Genomic DNA, 16,393 nt, shown 5'->3' with positions numbered 1-16,393 from the left:
AATTGCCACTGTTTCCCACGTCTAAAAATGATGTTCACGCCCAATGCAGGATGAGGCTACGGTCTATGAGATCTTACAACAACGATCTTCCGCCCAGAGGCGAGATGGTCAGCGCGATGCTGTGTAGCGACAGCGCCTATGAGGGCGTTTTTTTTACGGCTGTCAAAACTACAGGTATCTTTTGCCGCCCTACGTGTGGAGCACGCAAGCCAAAACCCGAGAATGTAGAGTTTTTTTCGCAGGCGAACGAAGCTATGGCAGCAGGCTATCGGCCGTGCTTACGATGCAAGCCGTTGGATCTCGCAGCTACCGCGCCAGATTGGGTCAAGGGTCTACTAGCCTCTATATCTGCATCGCCTGATGCTCGCTGGAGTGATGCTGAACTAACTAAGCGTGGTATCGACCCGCTACGGTTACGCAGGTGGTTCAAACAAAATTTTGGTATGACTTTTCATACATGGATGCGTTCCAGAAGGCTCGGTATTGCCTTAGGTCGCATTGCTGTGGGCGAAACGCTGGATAACACGGCTTTTGACTTAGGGTACGAGTCATTAAGTGGCTTTAGAGATGCCTTCAAAAAAACATTTCAAATTTCCCCTGGCAAGTCGGCCGAAACGTCGCTCCTGCTATATCGCCATCTGACTACGCCATTGGGGCCGATGATTGCTATGGCAGAGGAGCGAGGTTTGGTGCTCCTCGAATTTCTTGACCGCCCGGCGCTCACTGCTGAGTTAAATGAATTGCGTGGGCGTTATGGGTATTCAATTGCACCGGGCGAGCATCCCCACATCAAGCAGATCGAAGTGCAGCTGAAACTTTATTTTGATGGAACGCTAAAAAAGTTTTCAGTACCGCTGCACATGCCAGGCAGTTCTTTTGACAGGCTTGTGTGGGCAGCGCTTCTAAAAATCGACTATGGAACCATTTCAACTTACGGTGCCGTCGCTGGGAGCATCGGCAAGCCAGGTGCAAGCCAAGCGGTGGGCAATGCAAATGGACACAATCGCCTGTCCATTGTCGTCCCCTGTCACCGTGTCATAGCGACAAATGGTGCGCTCGCCGGATATGGCGGCGGACAGCCACGGAAAGAGTTTTTACTGCGTTTGGAAAAAACTGCTTTGCAGATGACGCAGCAGCATGAATTCCTATTGAATTAGTTGCTAATCAGAATATACGCAGACACAGCTACGCCTCAGATTGTCTTTCTGTAAGCATTCGGGAGCACTCCTTGGCGAGCGTCTGGTTGACCCGGTAATCCAGGCGCCCAACGTGATTTGCAGGAAGCCGTCTCACGTCTGGAAGCTAACCGGTGACAAATGAATGTCCGACTATTATAATTTGATTATCATTGATCGATTTAGGGTACAGGCCATTCCATGGAAAATAAGACTGCACGATTAACGGTGCTCATTGATCCCGTCAAGAAAAAAGCCCTTGAGGAGCTTTGTGCGTCTCAGGATCTGACGCCTTCTCAGGTCGTTCGTCAGCTTATTAGGGACTACCTGGAGACGCATGGCGTGTCCTACGCGACCAAAAGCAAAATTGCGGCCAATGGCAAATAATTCATCCCTGCATGAGCGGGCAAGACAAATGCCTGCTCATCGCGCCTCATTCACGCCTGCCCCTCACGTCTAGTCCTGGGTCTCGTTAGTCGGGACATGGCTGACCAGTGCGCCGCTGAAGTCAGCATGATAATGCTGTGAACCAAGCGCCTGAAGAATCCCTGCCTTGTCGAGCTTGCCAAGCACTTTCTCGTTGGCTTCGCACAGCTTTACGACAATGTTGCGTTTTTGCAGTTGCTCTATCACTTCGAGCAGCGTTTGCAGGCCCGTGATATCCATAAACGGCACTCGCTTCAGGCGAATAATCAACGTCTCGGGATCGGTGTGCGTTTGCGCCAAAGCACGCTCAAGGGTTTCTGCTGCGCCAAAGAAAAGGGGGCCCTCAATGGTGTAAACCAAAACACCGGTAGGAAGATGTGTATGCCCATTCATGCGCAACTCCACCTCCAGCTCTTTTTCGACCATGAGCTGTACCTCCACGGAGGAAGCCATACGACGCATAAATTGCAGCATGGCGAGAATGACCCCGATGTTCACGGCGATCGTCAGGTCACTGAAAACGGTCAGGCCGAAGGTGATTAAAAGGATGGCAACGTCTGCTTTGGGGGCTCGTTTGACCATGCGCTTGAAGTGCTTCAGTTCGCTCATGTTGTAAGCGACCACGAACAAGATCGCCGCCAGCGCGCAAAGTGGGATATCCGAAGCCAAAGGAGCCAAGAAGAAGATCAGCAGAATCAACGTGAGGGCGTGCGTAAACCCCGCGATTGGGCTATTGCCGCCATTACGGACGTTGGTTGCTGTTCGAGCGATCGCGCCTGTCGCAGCAAAGCCACCAAACAGCGGGGTAACCAGGTTGGCAATGCCTTGGCCGATTAACTCCTGATTGGAGTCATGTTTGGTGCCGGCCATCCCATCGGCGACAACCGCCGACAACAGTGACTCGATGGCCCCCAGCATTGCGATCGCAAACGCCGGGCCGATCAACTCAATGACCTGTGGCAGCGTTATTTGAGGAAGGCCTATTTTGGGAAGCCCTTGGGGAATGCCCCCAAAGGCACTCCCGATCGTGGCCACGCCGTCGAATTGAAAATAGGCATGCAATGCCGTCACCACGACCATGGCGATCAGGGGGCCAGGAACGCGCTTTACGCCGGGCAGTCTAGGTGTGAGGACCACCAGTGCCAGGCTCAGCAGGGCTAACAGTGTCGTGGGTACATGAAGGTTGGGGAATGCTTGGATGAGGTGCCACAGCCGCTCATGGAAATGCTCGCCACTGATTTTCGGCAAGCCCAAAAAGTCTTTCCATTGTCCAACCCAAATGATCACCCCGATGCCGGCAGTGAATCCAACAATAACGGGATCAGGGATGAACTTGATGAGTGCGCCAAGTTTGGTGATACCGAGCAGTAATAGAATTGCCCCGGCCATCATTGTTGCGACCTGCAAGCCATCAACGCCGTACTTGGCTGTCACGCTGGCCAGAATGACGATGAACGCCCCTGTGGGGCCAGCAATCTGAAGCCGGCTTCCGCCGAACAGCGAAACCAGCAAGCCACCCACAATGGCCGTGTAGATCCCCTGTTCTGGCTTGACGCCGGAGGCGATGGCAAATGCCATGGCCAAGGGCAGCGCTACGACGCCGACGATGACCCCCGAGACGATATTTCTAAGCCAATGTTCGCGCCCTAACAAGCCCGCTTTCCAAGCTTCTCGTATCGCAATCATGACTAGCCTCGTTCTGGTGGCATGTGCATACTATTCACACGATGTGATAATAGCAAAGCAATTGGTCTAGCCTCGGCACACCACCTGCGACGCTCTAGATTCAGTGTTCAGAGAGCTGGACCCTATGCCCGGAGACCCCGCATGAAACGCGAAGATGTCAAAACCAATCACGGGGAAGGCATGCACTTCGACACGCATGTGATAGCCAATCCGGCCAACACGCACGAGTGGATCATTCTGTTCAAAAAGGATGCAGGGAGGAGCTATTTTCTGGTTAATGACAATGAGGAAGTGGAGTCATTTGGACGCCTCGATGATCTGATCCATGAGCTTCGCGAGCTGGGTATCAAGTCCGCTGAAGTTCATTTCTGACAGCTGCACTCAGGAAGGTTGATCATGTCTGTAAAGATTGAGCGGTGTTAAAGAAAGAATCGATGCCCCCATCCTTTCCGCGAATTCACCCTGCCTCGCCTAACACGGATCAACACTGATCCGAACCAATGAGCCACGCCGACGCCCTTATGTAACCGGGTCAAGCACTCGCACGAGTGTCGAAGCGCGTGGGTCAGCGTCCAAGACGCAATGAGAAAACCCTGAATCCAGATGTGCCGCGCTTAGGTCGTGGCCCATTGGGTATTCGTGCGCGCAAAAAAATGGCCACACAAGGTGGCCTAAAACGGGTTCAAGCATAGGAGGGCGCGATTGGCCAAAAAATACAGGCCCGCCCTGAAGTCTTAGGGCCAATAGCGTTGGTCTGGCGCTGATAAACCCCTTCATCAGCAGCATTCAAACCGGCAATTTGATCCTGGTCTGTGGCTCAGGACCTCATTGTCTTGCATTATAATAGTGTTAACATAAAATTATAATCAACGTCTAATTAGGGGCTCGCATGACTACCGACTTCAAAAAGGCTGCATTGGATTACCATGAATTCCCAACCCCAGGAAAAATCGGCATTGCGCTGACCAAGCCTGCCGACACCGCCGCCCAGCTCGCACTGGCGTACAGCCCAGGCGTAGCCGAGCCCGTTCGCGAAATCGCGAGGGACCCGGAGAACGCCTATCGCTTTACCGGAAAAGGCAATCTGGTGGCCGTGATCACAAACGGTACGGCCATTTTGGGCCTCGGCAATCTAGGCCCCTTGGCCAGTAAGCCGGTCATGGAAGGCAAAGCGTTGCTGTTCAAACGGTTTGCCGGCATCGACTCGATCGATATCGAAGTCAATGCTGAGAGTTCCCAGGCCTTTATCGACACAGTCGTGCGTATTGCTGACACCTTTGGTGGCATCAATCTGGAAGACATCAAAGCCCCTGAGTGCTTTGAAATCGAAGAAGCCCTGATCGAACTGTGCAGCATCCCGGTCTTCCATGACGACCAACACGGCACCGCCATCGTCACCGCGGCCGGTATGCTCAATGCGCTGGAAATTCAGGGTAAAACGCTGGAGAACGCGAGAATCGTTTGCCTCGGCGCGGGTGCCGCAGCCACGGCCTGCATGCGCCTGCTGCTCAGTCTTGGCGCGCAAAAAAGCAATCTGTACATGGTCGATCGCACCGGTGTCATCCACTCCGCCCGCAAAGACCTCAACCAATACAAAGCACAATTTGTCAACGACGGTGGCCCGCTTACGCTGATGGAAGCCATGAGCGGTGCCGACGTGTTTGTGGGGCTATCTGGAGCCAATCTTCTTCCGGCGCAAGCGCTGGCGGCGATGGCTCCCAAGCCGATCGTGTTTGCCTGCTCAAACCCCGACCCTGAAATCAGCTACGAACTGGCCATGGCCACACGTGATGACCTGATCATGGCGACCGGCCGTTCTGACTACCCGAACCAAGTAAATAACGTTCTGGGCTTTCCGTTCATCTTTCGCGGGACCCTGGATGTTCGGGCAACCCGGATCAACGAAGCGATGAAAATTGCGGCAGTGGAAGCACTGCGCCAACTGGCCAAAGAGCCAACCCCTGTGGCAGTGCTGCAAGCATTCAATGTCGATAAGCTTGAGTTTGGGCGCGATTACATTCTCCCCAAAGCACTCGATGCTCGCCTGCTCGGCGCAATCGCCGGCGCAGTGGCCAAGGCCGCTATCGACACCGGCGTTGCGAAGCTGCATTACCCAACGCACTACCCGCTGTAAGCTGAGATCAATCAGGCTGATGTGCGGCAGTTGCACGACCTTTTGCGCGGTTGGCAACTGTCGCACTCAGTGTGCATCCAGCCGCCGCAGCGCCTGAATATCGACAGCCCACCATTTGCAAGATCATCCGTTCTTGAATGATCCGAGCCACAACTCGTCTTCCTTTTATGCCTGCCTAAACGCGACCTCGCCCTGCCACGCACAGGCGTTCTAAGACCTTTGTCTCATCGGGAAAACGCCGCTTTCCACCACGTGGAATTAGCATTGTATGTTAATGTTATGCGCGTCATCGGTGGAGCAAATGACTGCACGCTTGATCCGGGCGCTCGCTCGTAGCAGCCGCGTTCATGCCCGTTTTGTGCGACGCGAGAGCTGACACCCACTCAGGTCGCTCGTCAATTGATCCGTGATGACCTGCGCAGTCACGGCGCGGAGGATGACACACGGCACTCTGCCGCGGTGAAAGCCGTCAGACAGTCAATGCCTATCAGCAGACTCGTGACACCAGTCTCAATGCCCCCATCAAAACAGCAGGCTGACAAAGCGCTGTTAAGGAAGAGACCATGAGCAAAACCATCGCAATCATCAAGGGTGACGGCATCGGCCCCGAGATCATGCAAGCGACGCTACGCGTACTCGATGCCCTTGACTGCAATCTTCAGTATGACTTCGTTGAGGCCGGTTTGGAGGCCTTGCAGCAGCATGGGCAACTGATGCCGCCCGTGTCCATCGAGACGATCGCCAAACACGGTGTCGCACTCAAAGGCCCTCTGACCACGCCGATTGGCCGCGGCTTCTCCTCGATCAACGTTCACCTTCGCCGCCATTTCGATCTCTACGCCAACGTCCGACCGGCGATCAGTTTCCCTGGTACTCGTTCACGCTTCGAAGATATCGATATCATCACGGTGCGCGAAAATACCGAAGGGGCGTACCTGCCAGAAGGGCAAAGTATTTCTGAGGACGGCGAAGTTGCTCTGGCGAGCATTCGCGTAACACGCACAGCCTCCGAACGCATCGTGCGGTACGCGTTCGAGCTGGCTCGTAGCAAAGGCCGTAAAAAAGTGACCGCGGTGCACAAGGCCAACATCATCAAGTCTTGCTCCGGGTTGTTCCTTGAGGTGGCGCGTGAAGTTGCGGCGGATTATCCGGAAATCGAATTCCACGAGATGATCGTCGACAACGCCTGTATGCAGTTGGTGATGAATCCCCATCAATTTGATGTCATCGTCACCACCAACCTGTTTGGCGACATCCTTTCAGACTTGTGCGCAGGCCTGGTCGGTGGCTTGGGTTTGGCGCCGGGGTCCAACATCGGCGCCGATGCGGCCATCTTCGAAGCGGTCCATGGCTCGGCGCCGGACATCGCCGGCAAGAACATCGCGAACCCATGCGCATTGTTGTTGGCTGCCGCAGACATGCTTGATTACCTGGGCATGGTGGACAAGGGGACACGCGTGCGTACCGCTATCCGCGCTGTTCTGGAAAACTCCCGTGATCAAGTGACAGCCGACATGGGCGGGGCCGGCACCACTGAGTCGTTCGCTGACGCCTTGGTGGCCTACGTGCGTGGCTAAATAGCGCATCAGGAATCACGCGCGTCGTCCGATTCGCCAGCTCACTACGAGCTGGCGATTTTCTGCGTGTGTTCTACGCTGACCTACCCCGAGGGCAGCCTGCCGGGCTAAATCTTCTTATGCCCCACGGGCCGATCCGGCCATCCCTCAGCGTTCTTGCACCGTCGAGCGCTGTGCAACATGAAAATCAATTTGACTGACTAAGTTCCACGGCGCGCTACGGAAGTAGCAATACTGTGTTGTCGTAACGTTAGCGTTAATAGAAATTCATTAAATATTATTGTTTGCTGCTATCGCGCTTGTCGGCGGACGACAATGTGCGAGGGAATGAGTGCGGGGCTTCAATACGCTCTTTTAGCTTTTCTGCGTAATCTTTTGCACCCTGCTCATTGCGAAATTGAATGCGCCTGGCTCCAATGCACACAGACCATAGCGGTTCACTCTGGCTAGACAGCTGCTCGATTTTGACGGACATGACGACACTCCAAGGAAAACAATTCAAAAGTGAATTTCAGCAACCTTGATACCGATTTCTCGCAGTTCATGAATCAAATCATCAAGGTACCGGAAGGGTTCGATTTCTTCGTTGTCATTGACTAGGAAGAAGCTTCTTCCTGCATCCTTTTTAAAGAAGACGATCCACTCCTGGGTGTTGGCCGGGTTGGCAATCAAATGGGTATCAAACTGAATGCCTTCAGCGTATTTGGTTTTTACGTCCTCACGTTTCATACGGGTCTCCAAGCGCTCACGTATTGCTGTTCTCATGCATGTATTTGCCGCCCCGCAATTGATTAAAAGACCTCGCCCCTGTCTGAAGCAGGGGCGAGTCGATTGCCTTTCTATTATCATTGCATGATAATATTATGCACATATGAGCCGCTGGAGGCTAGTCATGAGCAGGATTGTCGAGGCACCTGAGCCACGAGGGGCCGAGGAGGTCCGCCCAAGGCGTGGCTTTAAAGGTGCACGACCCTGCGGCCGGTTTTGCGTGATTGTTGAAGACCCCATAGGGCGTCATGCGCAAAGGCTCCAGATGAGCGCCTCGCAACAGCGGATCGCCCTTGCTTTTGATGCAACGCGTAAGGTTTTTGAATTTTAAGGACGGCAGTCATCATGCGCAAAACAGCAATTGAGAAGCGCCTTCCGCTGAATGCTCCGACCCTGGAACCAGGGCAACGAGTATTGGTTTGCCATGAGCAATGCGTCGTCGTTCAGCAGCGAGAAACAAGAATCTATCAAGTTGTATTCGACTGCAAATCACCCAAAACGATTCGAATTTTTTGGGCCGAATATGAGTGGATTTTCATCGGCAGGCTTAAGCAGCACGCCGAGAAAGATCCGTCATTGGAAAGCTTTGTATCAACGCTAAGAGCGGGTCTAAAGACTGTCTGGCGATAAATACGGCTCTGATCGATAACCCGCCGGGCCAAATCCAGCACAGACGGGCCTACGTCTTGCTGCTGCCGTGCTTTGCATAAAGTACGAACTTGATTGGGATAATCGTAGGGATATAAATCAGCAGGGTCTCATTGCAAAACAGATGCTTGTTTATCTATTCGAGTCAGGGGCGTGCCAGACAGAGAAAAGCCTGCAGCGATGCAGGCTTTTTGGGGCCTGGGATTTGCTCCAGCAATCCAGGCGCACAGCATGAGTTCGCCGAGTATCGTTTCAGTCCAGCAGGCGCTTCAACCCGGCGACGCCAACCGGCGGCTCCGCCGTCCAGGGCACCACGATGACGGCATGCTGGGTTTCGTCGGCCACCCTCGCCATTTGTTTGCGCTCGCTATCCAGGCGTGCTCGCAGCAGCGGGTCTGTCGTATCGGTGGCCAGTAACGACTTATTGACCACCCAGGCAAACGGTTCGATGTTGGCCCTGCGTAAGTCATCCTGCAGCGCCGCCGCCTGAGACACCGGTGTGGCTTCGGGCAGCGTCACGAGAATGATTTTGGTGTAGTCCGCATCTTGCAGGCGCATCAGTGGCGTGACGATGTGGTCCGAGGCTTTGCCTTTGAATTCGCGAACCATCTGGCGGTGATAGGCGCCTGTGGCGTCCATCAGTAGCAGGGAGTGTCCCGTGGGAGCGGTGTCCAATACCACAAATGCGCTTCTGGCTTGAGCAACCACGCGGGAGAACGCGTGGAACACCGCGACCTCTTCGGTGCAGGGGGATCGCAGATCCTCGATGAGCAAGGCTATTTCGTCTTCCGTCATACCTGGCGCGCGGGAAGCGATGATCTTGTTCACGTATTTTTGGGTCTCGACCTTAGGGTCGATGCGGCCGACGCTGAGTCCCTGCACCTCGGCGTTGAGGGTTACCGTCAGATGTGCGGCAGGGTCTGTTGTACTCAGGTGCACGGACTTGCCATGCTGCACGAGGCCCAATGCGATGGCGGCGGCAATGGTGGTTTTGCCAACACCGCCTTTGCCCATGACCATGATCAAGCCGTGCTGGTCGTGAGCTAACTCGGCAATCAACTCCGAGAGTGCGTGATATTCCAGGCGTGCCGGTGCCGGGGTTGCAGTGCTGGCTCGGCGAGCAAGCTCCGGGGTCAGCAGTGCGCGAAGCGCGGGCAGGCCTACGGAGTCGACTGCCTTGAGTGGGATGTAGTCGGCTGAAAGCTGGCGCAGTGACGCGGGCATCTCGTCGAGCGCCTGCTGGCCTACGGACTCAATCGCCGCTGCGATCGGGTCATGCAAATTGCTGCGTTTAAACACCGCATTCACCACCAGGCGCTGGTTTTTCAGGCCCAACTCACGGAGCTCATCGCTGGAGCGTGCCGCCTCGCCGAGCGCGCCTTTATCAGGGCGGGTCACCAGTACAACAGTGCTCAGGGCTGGATCGTTGAGCGCCGCCAATGCCTGATTGAATAGCTGCTCCTGCATTTTCAAGCCCGAGTGCGGCCCCAAACATGACGCACCACGATCATTGCCCTTCAAAAAACCGCTCCACGCTTTTGGCAGGCTCAACAGTCTGAGCGTGTGCCCCGTGGGCGCGGTATCGAACACGATGTGGTCGTAGGCCGCGCTGCCCTGCGACAGCAGGTGCGAGAATTCATCGAAGGTTGCGATTTCAGTCGTGCATGCCCCTGAGAGTTGCTCGCGCACAAGCGCAATGTCTTGATCGCTGGCCTGGGCGCCCATTTGCTCGACAACCCGGGCCCGATAGTCAATGGCTGCGGTCCCTGGGTCGATATTGAGCACGGACATTCCAGGCACGTGCGGCACCGCGACAGGCTGATTGCTTAACTCAACGCCGAGCATCTCATCAAGGTTCGAGGCGGCGTCTGTGCTGACCAGCAGCACGTTCTTGCCTGCGTCAGCCAGTGCGATTGACACCGCGGTGGAGACCGACGTTTTGCCGACGCCGCCCTTGCCGGTGAAGAACATATATCGGGTGGGTTGATCGAGCAGTTTGAGGGTGGACTGCATGGCACGCTGACTCCCTTGCGGAGCATGACTGGGTATCGGAGTTTAGACCGGTGTTCAGAATCGCCAAGGTGGTCATATCAATCAAACGCTGATTTTTGCCGTCCATTGAGCGCAATTGTCTGTGCAGGAGGGCTGCAACTCGCGGCCCAAGCATAGAGCAGGGGCCGCCCTGCGGCACTAACCTGGTTTTTCACGGTCAACAGCCCCCGCACCACCGTCGGTGGTCATCCGTTTACCCTTACCAAAAAGATCTAAAGCATGCACTTACGCAACATTGCAGTCGGGTTGTCGGCCCTTGTTTTGCTCTCGACCGGGGCCCACGCCCGCAGCCTGCCCAACCTCTATACCGCCACTGAGCAACGCGCGTCCTTTGATGGCTGTGCCGATCTTTTTCCCGCCGCGAAACCCATCAACACCGCCACCGTGCCTGCTGGCATGCGCCCCCTGGCCCTGTGCTCGGACAGTTTCGCGGTGCTCTATTCGCAGACCAGCAAGACGCCGCTGGTGGTGGTCGAGCGCCTGAATGCCGCGCAGTTGCAGGATGCCAAAGGTGAGGAACGCACCAATCTGTTCTACCCCGACCCGCGCATCCCTAAGGGTGGGCGCGCGGAGTTGAGTGACTACCGCAGCCAGCATCCGGCCGTCGACCGTGGCCACCAATCCCCGGCCGCCGACGCACCGAACGCCCATGCCATGGCACAGTCGTTTGCGCTGTCGAACATGGTGCCGCAAGACCCTGTCAACAACCGTAAGATCTGGAGCAAGGTCGAGGCGGATGTGCGCAAGTTCGCCAAGCGCGCCGGCGGCGATGTGTTTGTGTTCACCGGCCCGTTGTTCGACCCAGGCTACGGCACCATCGGCGACAACAAGGTCTGGGTGCCGACGCGCCTGTTCAAGCTGGTGTACGACGCCTCGTCGCAACGCGCCTGGGCTTACGTGCTGCCCAACGCGCAGACGCGTATCCAACGGCCGATGGACTATGACGCGTTCGTGAAGAGTACCGGGCTGAAGTTGCTCGGTAATCTTCCGGTCTCCGGGTCAGTCGGACGCTCGTAAGGGGGCGAGTCGCCCGGCGTCGTCGCTACGCTGCATCGAGCGTGCGAAACTCGACGGTGAGGTGACTCACTTCATGCACCGGTTTGAGGCGTTCGCGAATGCTGTCGGCATCCGCTGTGGCGTGGCCGACGACGCTCACGATTGCCGCATGCACACCTGGCCCTACCTGCCAGACGTGCAAGTCGGTAATCGTCGCGTCGCCCGCTTGTTCCACCAGTTCCCGGATCTCCGCCGCAACATGCACGTCGGTCTGGTCGAGCAGGACGCCGGCGGTCACGCCCATCAGGCTCCATGCCCAGCGTGCAATCACGATGGCGCCGACGATGCCCATCGCCGGGTCCAGCCAGACCCAACCCAGATACCGCCCCGCCAGCAACGCAGCGATCGCCAGCACCGAGGTCAGCGCATCGGCGAGCACATGCACGTAGGCGGATCTCAGGTTGTTATCGTGGCCATGGTGGCCGTGGGCATGCTCGTGGTCGTGGTCATGCCCGTGGTTATGACCGTGGCCGAGCAACAGCGCACTGACGATATTGACCACCAGCCCTACGATAGCAATCAGGGTTGCCGTCCCAAACTGCACCTCGGTCGGCTGCAGCAGGCGCATGATCGACTCGATGCCAATGCCCAGGGACACCAGCGCCAGGATCAGCGCCGAGGCAAAACCGCCCAGATCGCCGACCTTGCCGGTGCCGAAGCTGAAGCGCGGGCTGGACGCATGGCGCCGGGCGTAGGCATAGGCCGCAGCGGCGATGCCCAACGCGCCAGCATGGGTGGCCATATGAAAACCGTCGGCCAGTAGGGCCATCGAGCCGGTCAGGGCGCCGGCGGCGATTTCCGCGACCATCATCACTACCGTCAGCATCACCACCCATAAGGTGCGCTTGGCGTTTTCTTCGTGAGCCGCGCCGAGGAAGACATGCTCGTGGGTGTGACCGTGCGTGTGATCAAGGCTCATTTGGAGTACCGCCGAATGGCTTCAAGCAGCTCTTCGACGCCCTGGTTACGTTCTTCCTCGCTGAGGGATGGGTCCGCCACATGCGCGCGGGCATGTTCTTCGATGATTTCTTCCATCAAACCGTTGATGGCGCCGCGTGTGGCGGCCACCAGGTGCAGGGTCTTGGCGCAATCGCTGTCCGATTCCAGTGCTCTTTCCACCGCTTGAATCTGACCGGCAATGCGTTTGACACGCTTGATCAGACTGTCTTTGTTGGCCGCTATATGGCTCACAATATACCCCCCCTACCTATGATTCGCGGATCATCGCATACCCCGTCCCCCTATACAATCCTTCAGCTCGGATGCCGATTCCTCCGGAGACCGACCCCTCGGTTTATACTCGATGGCTTCGTAATCAAACCCCTTCAAACGAATTGAGATACCTCATGAGCACCTCTCTTTCCACAACCTCTGCGCGCAAGCCCGTCGCGCCCCTGGTGGCTTTTGTGCTGCTGGTACTGGGCGCCGTGTTCCTGCATAACCTTGTCGGCGCGCGCCAGGTGCTGTTGCTGGTCGTCGGCGCCGCGCTGGGCTTGACCCTGTACCACGCGGCCTTTGGCTTTACCTCGGCCTGGCGTGTGTTCATCAATGACCGGCGCGGCGCCGGTTTGCGTGCGCAAATGGTGATGCTGGCGATAGCGGTGTTGCTGTTCTTCCCGGCGCTGGGGGCGGGCACGTTGTTCGGCCAGCCGGTGGTTGGGCTGGTAGCGCCGGCCGGGGTGTCGGTGGTGTTCGGAGCGTTCATTTTTGGCATCGGCATGCAGTTGGGCGGCGGCTGTGCGTCGGGCACCCTGTTCACCGTGGGCGGCGGTAATGCGCGCATGTTGGTGACGCTGTTCTTCTTTATCTGTGGTTCGTTGATCGCCACGCACCATGTGGGCTGGTGGTTTGCACTGCCGGCGTTGCCGGCGACGTCCATCGTCAAAAGTTTCGGGGTCATGCCCGCGTTGCTTTTGAACCTGGCAGTGTTCGGCCTCATCGCAGCCGTCAGCGTGCGCTTGGAAAAAGCCCGTCATGGTCAACTGGAAGCCGGGGTGACCAGCGAGCACCGAGGCGTGCGCCGTTTTCTGCGTGGGCCCTGGCCCTTGGTGTGGGGCGCGATTGGCCTGGCCCTGCTCAATTACGCGACCCTGGCACTCGCCGGTCGACCGTGGGGCATCACCTCGGCGTTCGCGCTGTGGGGCGCCAAGGTGGTGAGCGGCCTGGGCGTGGAGGTGGGCAATTGGGCGTTCTGGCAAATACCGGGCAATGCCAAGGCCCTGGCCGCGCCGGTGTGGGAAGACATCACCAGCGTCATGGACATCGGCATCGTCCTCGGTGCGCTCCTGGCTGCCGGCCTGGCCGGGCGTTTCGCCCCCAGCCTGAACATTCCTGCGCGCTCGCTGGGGGCTGCGGTGATCGGTGGCCTGCTGCTCGGTTATGGCTCGCGCCTGGCCTACGGTTGCAACATCGGCGCGTACTTCAGCGGCATCGCCTCCGGCAGCCTGCATGGCTGGGTGTGGCTGGTGGCGGCGTTCATCGGCAACAGCGTCGGCGTGCGGTTGCGCCCGTTTTTCTTTGCCGGCGAGCGGCCGCAGGTGGCGTTGAGCGGGTGCTGAGCGATTGTTTCCGGTGGTGTGCACCTTGCGCTGGGTCGCTTTTTAGCCCCGACCTGTGCATTGAATTGCTTTCCGTTGCGCCAATAATCGGGCCCTGCAATCCCCCGAATTTTGAACGCTATACGGAAGGCACTGATGAGCGCCGCATCATAGTCTTAAAGGATGCCCAGCCAGAAACTCGCGATCATCCCTGCACGCGAGCCCTCTGGCTGAACACTCTGTTCCAGCTACTCGAACATCCGAAGTTGACCCCATGGGGGTCTACGCATGCGTAAGCCCAGTCAACGTATCCGCAATTGTCTTGGTCCGTTGCGCAGTCCCCTCCGTCGCACGGCTTGACGCCTCCAGCGCATCGAGCATTTCGCGCAAGGCACCGACGCCGCTGGACTGGTCTTCAATCTGTTGGGCAACACGCTGGATTTCGCCGGATAACAGGTCGATATCCACGCCGATTTCCGCCGCATTCTTGCGGGTGATTTCCGCCAGCTTGCGCACCTCGTCCGCCACCACCGCAAAACCCCGGCCCAGGTCGCCTGCGCGCGCGGCTTCGATAGCCGCGTTGAGCGCCAGCAGGTTGGTCTGGCCGGCGATTTGTTGAATTACCTGCACAATCGACTGGATACGCAAACTCGAACCGGCCAGGGTCCGCGCGCCGACCACGGCATCATCGGCCTGGCTGGACAAGCCCTCGACCGTCGCACCGGCTTTCGCAGACACGGTGTTCTGCTGGTCGATGGTGCCAACCAGTTCATCCATCGAGGCGTGCAACTCGCCGGAGTAATGCTTGATCTGCGAGGAGATTTCCTCGTGTTGACGTTCGGCCTGGGCCAACACTTGGCCCAGGTCCGCCAGGCCCTCGAACACCGGCAAAATATTGCTGTCCAGCCCGCGGGTATTCAGGGCGCCGCTGAAGTCATTGTTTTTGAACGCCGCAATCTGCTTGACCACTACATGGTTCAAGCCCGCCAGTTTATTCACCTGGCGACGGAGGAAGAAGGCTTTGAACTCGCCGTAGTGCGCAATGAAATTGTCCGCGTACTCGTCGCTGAAGCTGGCGCCCTTGGCCACCCGAAAGAAGAAAATCGCGGTCAGTGTCTGGTTCAGGTTCAAGCCCAGGATTTCCCCAAAGGTCGACAGCCCTGCCAGCGGCACATCGCCAAACGTCCCGGCCATGCTGCCCAATTCGGTGGCGTTGTTCAGCCTGCGCAAAATGCAGTCATTGAGAATGCCCGCCACCGGCTGCCCGCCCTTGCCGCGCAGAAACTGCTCGTAGTCCACGCGGGTGGCCTCGCGCAACGGTGTGCGCCGGACCATCACCAACTCCTCGCCGGGTGCCACGTCGCAATACAGCTGGACGATCTGGTGTTCATAGTCGATCCGTGCGATGGAGCGCACGAACAACTCACCGCCCACGCGGATGGCAAATGAGTAATCCGCCAACTTCGGCTCCAGCGCCTGGGGCGTGCAATTGAAGGCGTCACACAGTGCCTGCACCATGCTCTTGATATTGCCCGCACTGTCGATCACCTGGTCAATCGTGCGGTCCTCTTCGGAGGCGGTCAGCACGCTGAAGGTCAAATCAGCTGGTTTGAAGTTCTGGCTTTTAAATACGCCATAACGCACATTCGCGGCGGTCTTCAGGAACACGATTTGTGCGTGGTTCTGGTAACTGCGCTGGCCGTCATGGATCAGCGTTTTCTGGAAATCCAGCTTGCCCCCGGCCGACCCGCCGACAAACAGGCAGGTGAAACGCCCCGATTCATACAACGCCTCCATGAAAAACGACTCCGACGCCGACAACCCGTCGAACACCACATAGGCCAGCGTGTCGCGATGGTCGATCGGTGTGTGTACCTGCACGCGCTTGATATTGTTCGTCAGCTTGGCAATCCGCTCCTTCATGCCCATGCGCTTGCCGCCGCTGCGGATGTCTTCACACTCCAGCGGCACCATCACCACTTCGGCGGAAGCGATCAGGCTGTCGTCAAACAGCTGCAGCACAATCCGGTCCCAGCGCTCGCCGGTGGTGCAATACAGCGAATTCGCCGCGTTGCACAACTCGCCAGCGGAGGTACACAGGCTGATGCTGGTTTGCGGGAAGCGGCGCTTGAGCTTCGCGGCGACCTGGTCGATGTCCAGATGAGGGGAAATGAAACCGGTGATCAGCACCGGCGCGATGCGCAGGTTAGCCAATGAAGACTCCAGCTCATTGGCGGTGCAGGTGAGGGTGGCGGTGCCTTGTCGATCGGCCCGAGCTTTTTTTAGGAAGTTGAGTGGGTTCATGGCGACGGGCTCGATCCAGTGAGGGGACGC

At 57.4% G+C, this 16,393-nt stretch carries 15 protein-coding genes; 8 read left to right on the top strand and 7 right to left on the bottom strand.

Features of this window, described 5'->3' with window-relative positions; all coding sequences use genetic code 11:
• Positions 1–65: 65 nt before the first annotated feature.
• Together ACS5Q8_RS19840 and ACS5Q8_RS19835 are read left to right on the top strand one after the other, a co-directional pair.
• Positions 66–1,157 carry a bifunctional transcriptional activator/DNA repair enzyme AdaA gene (locus ACS5Q8_RS19840; RefSeq protein WP_276194112.1) on the top strand — a complete coding sequence of 364 codons (1,092 nt, stop codon included), beginning with the start codon at positions 66–68 and terminating at the stop codon, positions 1,155–1,157.
• Positions 1,158–1,376: 219 nt separating this feature from the next.
• Positions 1,377–1,562, top strand: coding sequence for a ribbon-helix-helix protein, CopG family (locus ACS5Q8_RS19835; protein WP_019694382.1), 186 nt, complete (start codon positions 1,377–1,379; stop codon positions 1,560–1,562).
• A 69-nt stretch (positions 1,563–1,631) separates the two neighbouring features.
• Here ACS5Q8_RS19835 and ACS5Q8_RS19830 read toward each other — a convergent pair whose 3' ends face one another.
• A complete protein-coding gene (locus tag ACS5Q8_RS19830) occupies positions 1,632–3,287 on the bottom strand; it encodes a SulP family inorganic anion transporter (RefSeq protein ID WP_276194111.1) in 1,656 nt (551 codons plus the stop codon).
• 141 nt (positions 3,288–3,428) lie between these two features.
• Between ACS5Q8_RS19830 and ACS5Q8_RS19825 the strand changes: the two genes are divergently transcribed.
• The 3 genes from ACS5Q8_RS19825 (at position 3,429) to ACS5Q8_RS19815 (ending at position 6,998) form a co-directional block, all read left to right on the top strand.
• Complete coding sequence (locus ACS5Q8_RS19825) at positions 3,429–3,659, top strand: hypothetical protein (RefSeq protein ID WP_198717600.1); 231 nt, start codon at positions 3,429–3,431, stop codon at positions 3,657–3,659.
• 517 nt (positions 3,660–4,176) lie between these two features.
• A complete protein-coding gene (locus ACS5Q8_RS19820; protein ID WP_276194110.1) occupies positions 4,177–5,421 on the top strand; it encodes a malic enzyme-like NAD(P)-binding protein in 1,245 nt (414 codons plus the stop codon).
• Between the two features lie 563 nt (positions 5,422–5,984).
• Entirely contained in the window at positions 5,985–6,998 is a 1,014-nt protein-coding gene (locus tag ACS5Q8_RS19815; RefSeq protein ID WP_247398167.1) for an isocitrate dehydrogenase, read from the top strand.
• A gap of 277 nt (positions 6,999–7,275) precedes the next feature.
• Here the strand turns inward: ACS5Q8_RS19815 and ACS5Q8_RS19810 are convergent, their stop codons facing one another.
• Positions 7,276–7,473, bottom strand: a complete 198-nt coding sequence (locus ACS5Q8_RS19810) for a hypothetical protein (RefSeq protein ID WP_247398169.1) — start codon at positions 7,471–7,473, stop codon at positions 7,276–7,278.
• Positions 7,474–7,496: 23 nt separating this feature from the next.
• On the bottom strand, positions 7,497–7,727 hold the full coding sequence (locus tag ACS5Q8_RS19805; RefSeq protein ID WP_017845892.1) for a hypothetical protein: 231 nt from the start codon (positions 7,725–7,727) through the stop codon (positions 7,497–7,499).
• 384 nt (positions 7,728–8,111) lie between these two features.
• Here ACS5Q8_RS19805 and ACS5Q8_RS19800 point away from each other — a divergent pair, with 384 nt between their 5' ends.
• Entirely contained in the window at positions 8,112–8,396 is a 285-nt protein-coding gene (locus ACS5Q8_RS19800) for a hypothetical protein (protein WP_276194109.1), read from the top strand.
• A 270-nt stretch (positions 8,397–8,666) separates the two neighbouring features.
• Here ACS5Q8_RS19800 and arsA read toward each other — a convergent pair whose 3' ends face one another.
• Positions 8,667–10,427 carry an arsenical pump-driving ATPase gene (arsA, locus tag ACS5Q8_RS19795; protein ID WP_465159356.1) on the bottom strand — a complete coding sequence of 587 codons (1,761 nt, stop codon included), beginning with the start codon at positions 10,425–10,427 and terminating at the stop codon, positions 8,667–8,669.
• Positions 10,428–10,685: 258 nt separating this feature from the next.
• Here arsA and ACS5Q8_RS19790 point away from each other — a divergent pair, with 258 nt between their 5' ends.
• The gene (locus ACS5Q8_RS19790) at positions 10,686–11,483 is read left to right on the top strand and encodes a DNA/RNA non-specific endonuclease (protein WP_443694842.1); all 798 of its coding nucleotides are present in this window, start codon (positions 10,686–10,688) and stop codon (positions 11,481–11,483) included.
• Positions 11,484–11,508: 25 nt separating this feature from the next.
• Here the strand turns inward: ACS5Q8_RS19790 and dmeF are convergent, their stop codons facing one another.
• Together dmeF and ACS5Q8_RS19780 are read right to left on the bottom strand one after the other, a co-directional pair.
• Positions 11,509–12,441 carry a CDF family Co(II)/Ni(II) efflux transporter DmeF gene (dmeF, locus tag ACS5Q8_RS19785; RefSeq protein ID WP_443694840.1) on the bottom strand — a complete coding sequence of 311 codons (933 nt, stop codon included), beginning with the start codon at positions 12,439–12,441 and terminating at the stop codon, positions 11,509–11,511.
• Positions 12,438–12,713, bottom strand: a complete 276-nt coding sequence (locus tag ACS5Q8_RS19780; protein WP_017849380.1) for a metal/formaldehyde-sensitive transcriptional repressor — start codon at positions 12,711–12,713, stop codon at positions 12,438–12,440. Before ACS5Q8_RS19780 ends, dmeF begins: the two co-directional genes overlap by 4 nt.
• A gap of 155 nt (positions 12,714–12,868) precedes the next feature.
• Here ACS5Q8_RS19780 and ACS5Q8_RS19775 point away from each other — a divergent pair, with 155 nt between their 5' ends.
• The gene (locus tag ACS5Q8_RS19775; RefSeq protein WP_465159355.1) at positions 12,869–14,080 is read left to right on the top strand and encodes a YeeE/YedE family protein; all 1,212 of its coding nucleotides are present in this window, start codon (positions 12,869–12,871) and stop codon (positions 14,078–14,080) included.
• Between the two features lie 261 nt (positions 14,081–14,341).
• Here the strand turns inward: ACS5Q8_RS19775 and ACS5Q8_RS19770 are convergent, their stop codons facing one another.
• Positions 14,342–16,363, bottom strand: coding sequence for an FIST N-terminal domain-containing protein (locus ACS5Q8_RS19770; protein ID WP_465159354.1), 2,022 nt, complete (start codon positions 16,361–16,363; stop codon positions 14,342–14,344).
• Positions 16,364–16,393: the final 30 nt, after the last annotated feature.

This window comes from Pseudomonas sp. PAMC25584 (genome assembly GCF_058135675.1).
The sequence above is the reverse complement of the archived record's forward strand: the minus strand, read 5'-3'. Positions and strand labels throughout refer to the sequence as shown.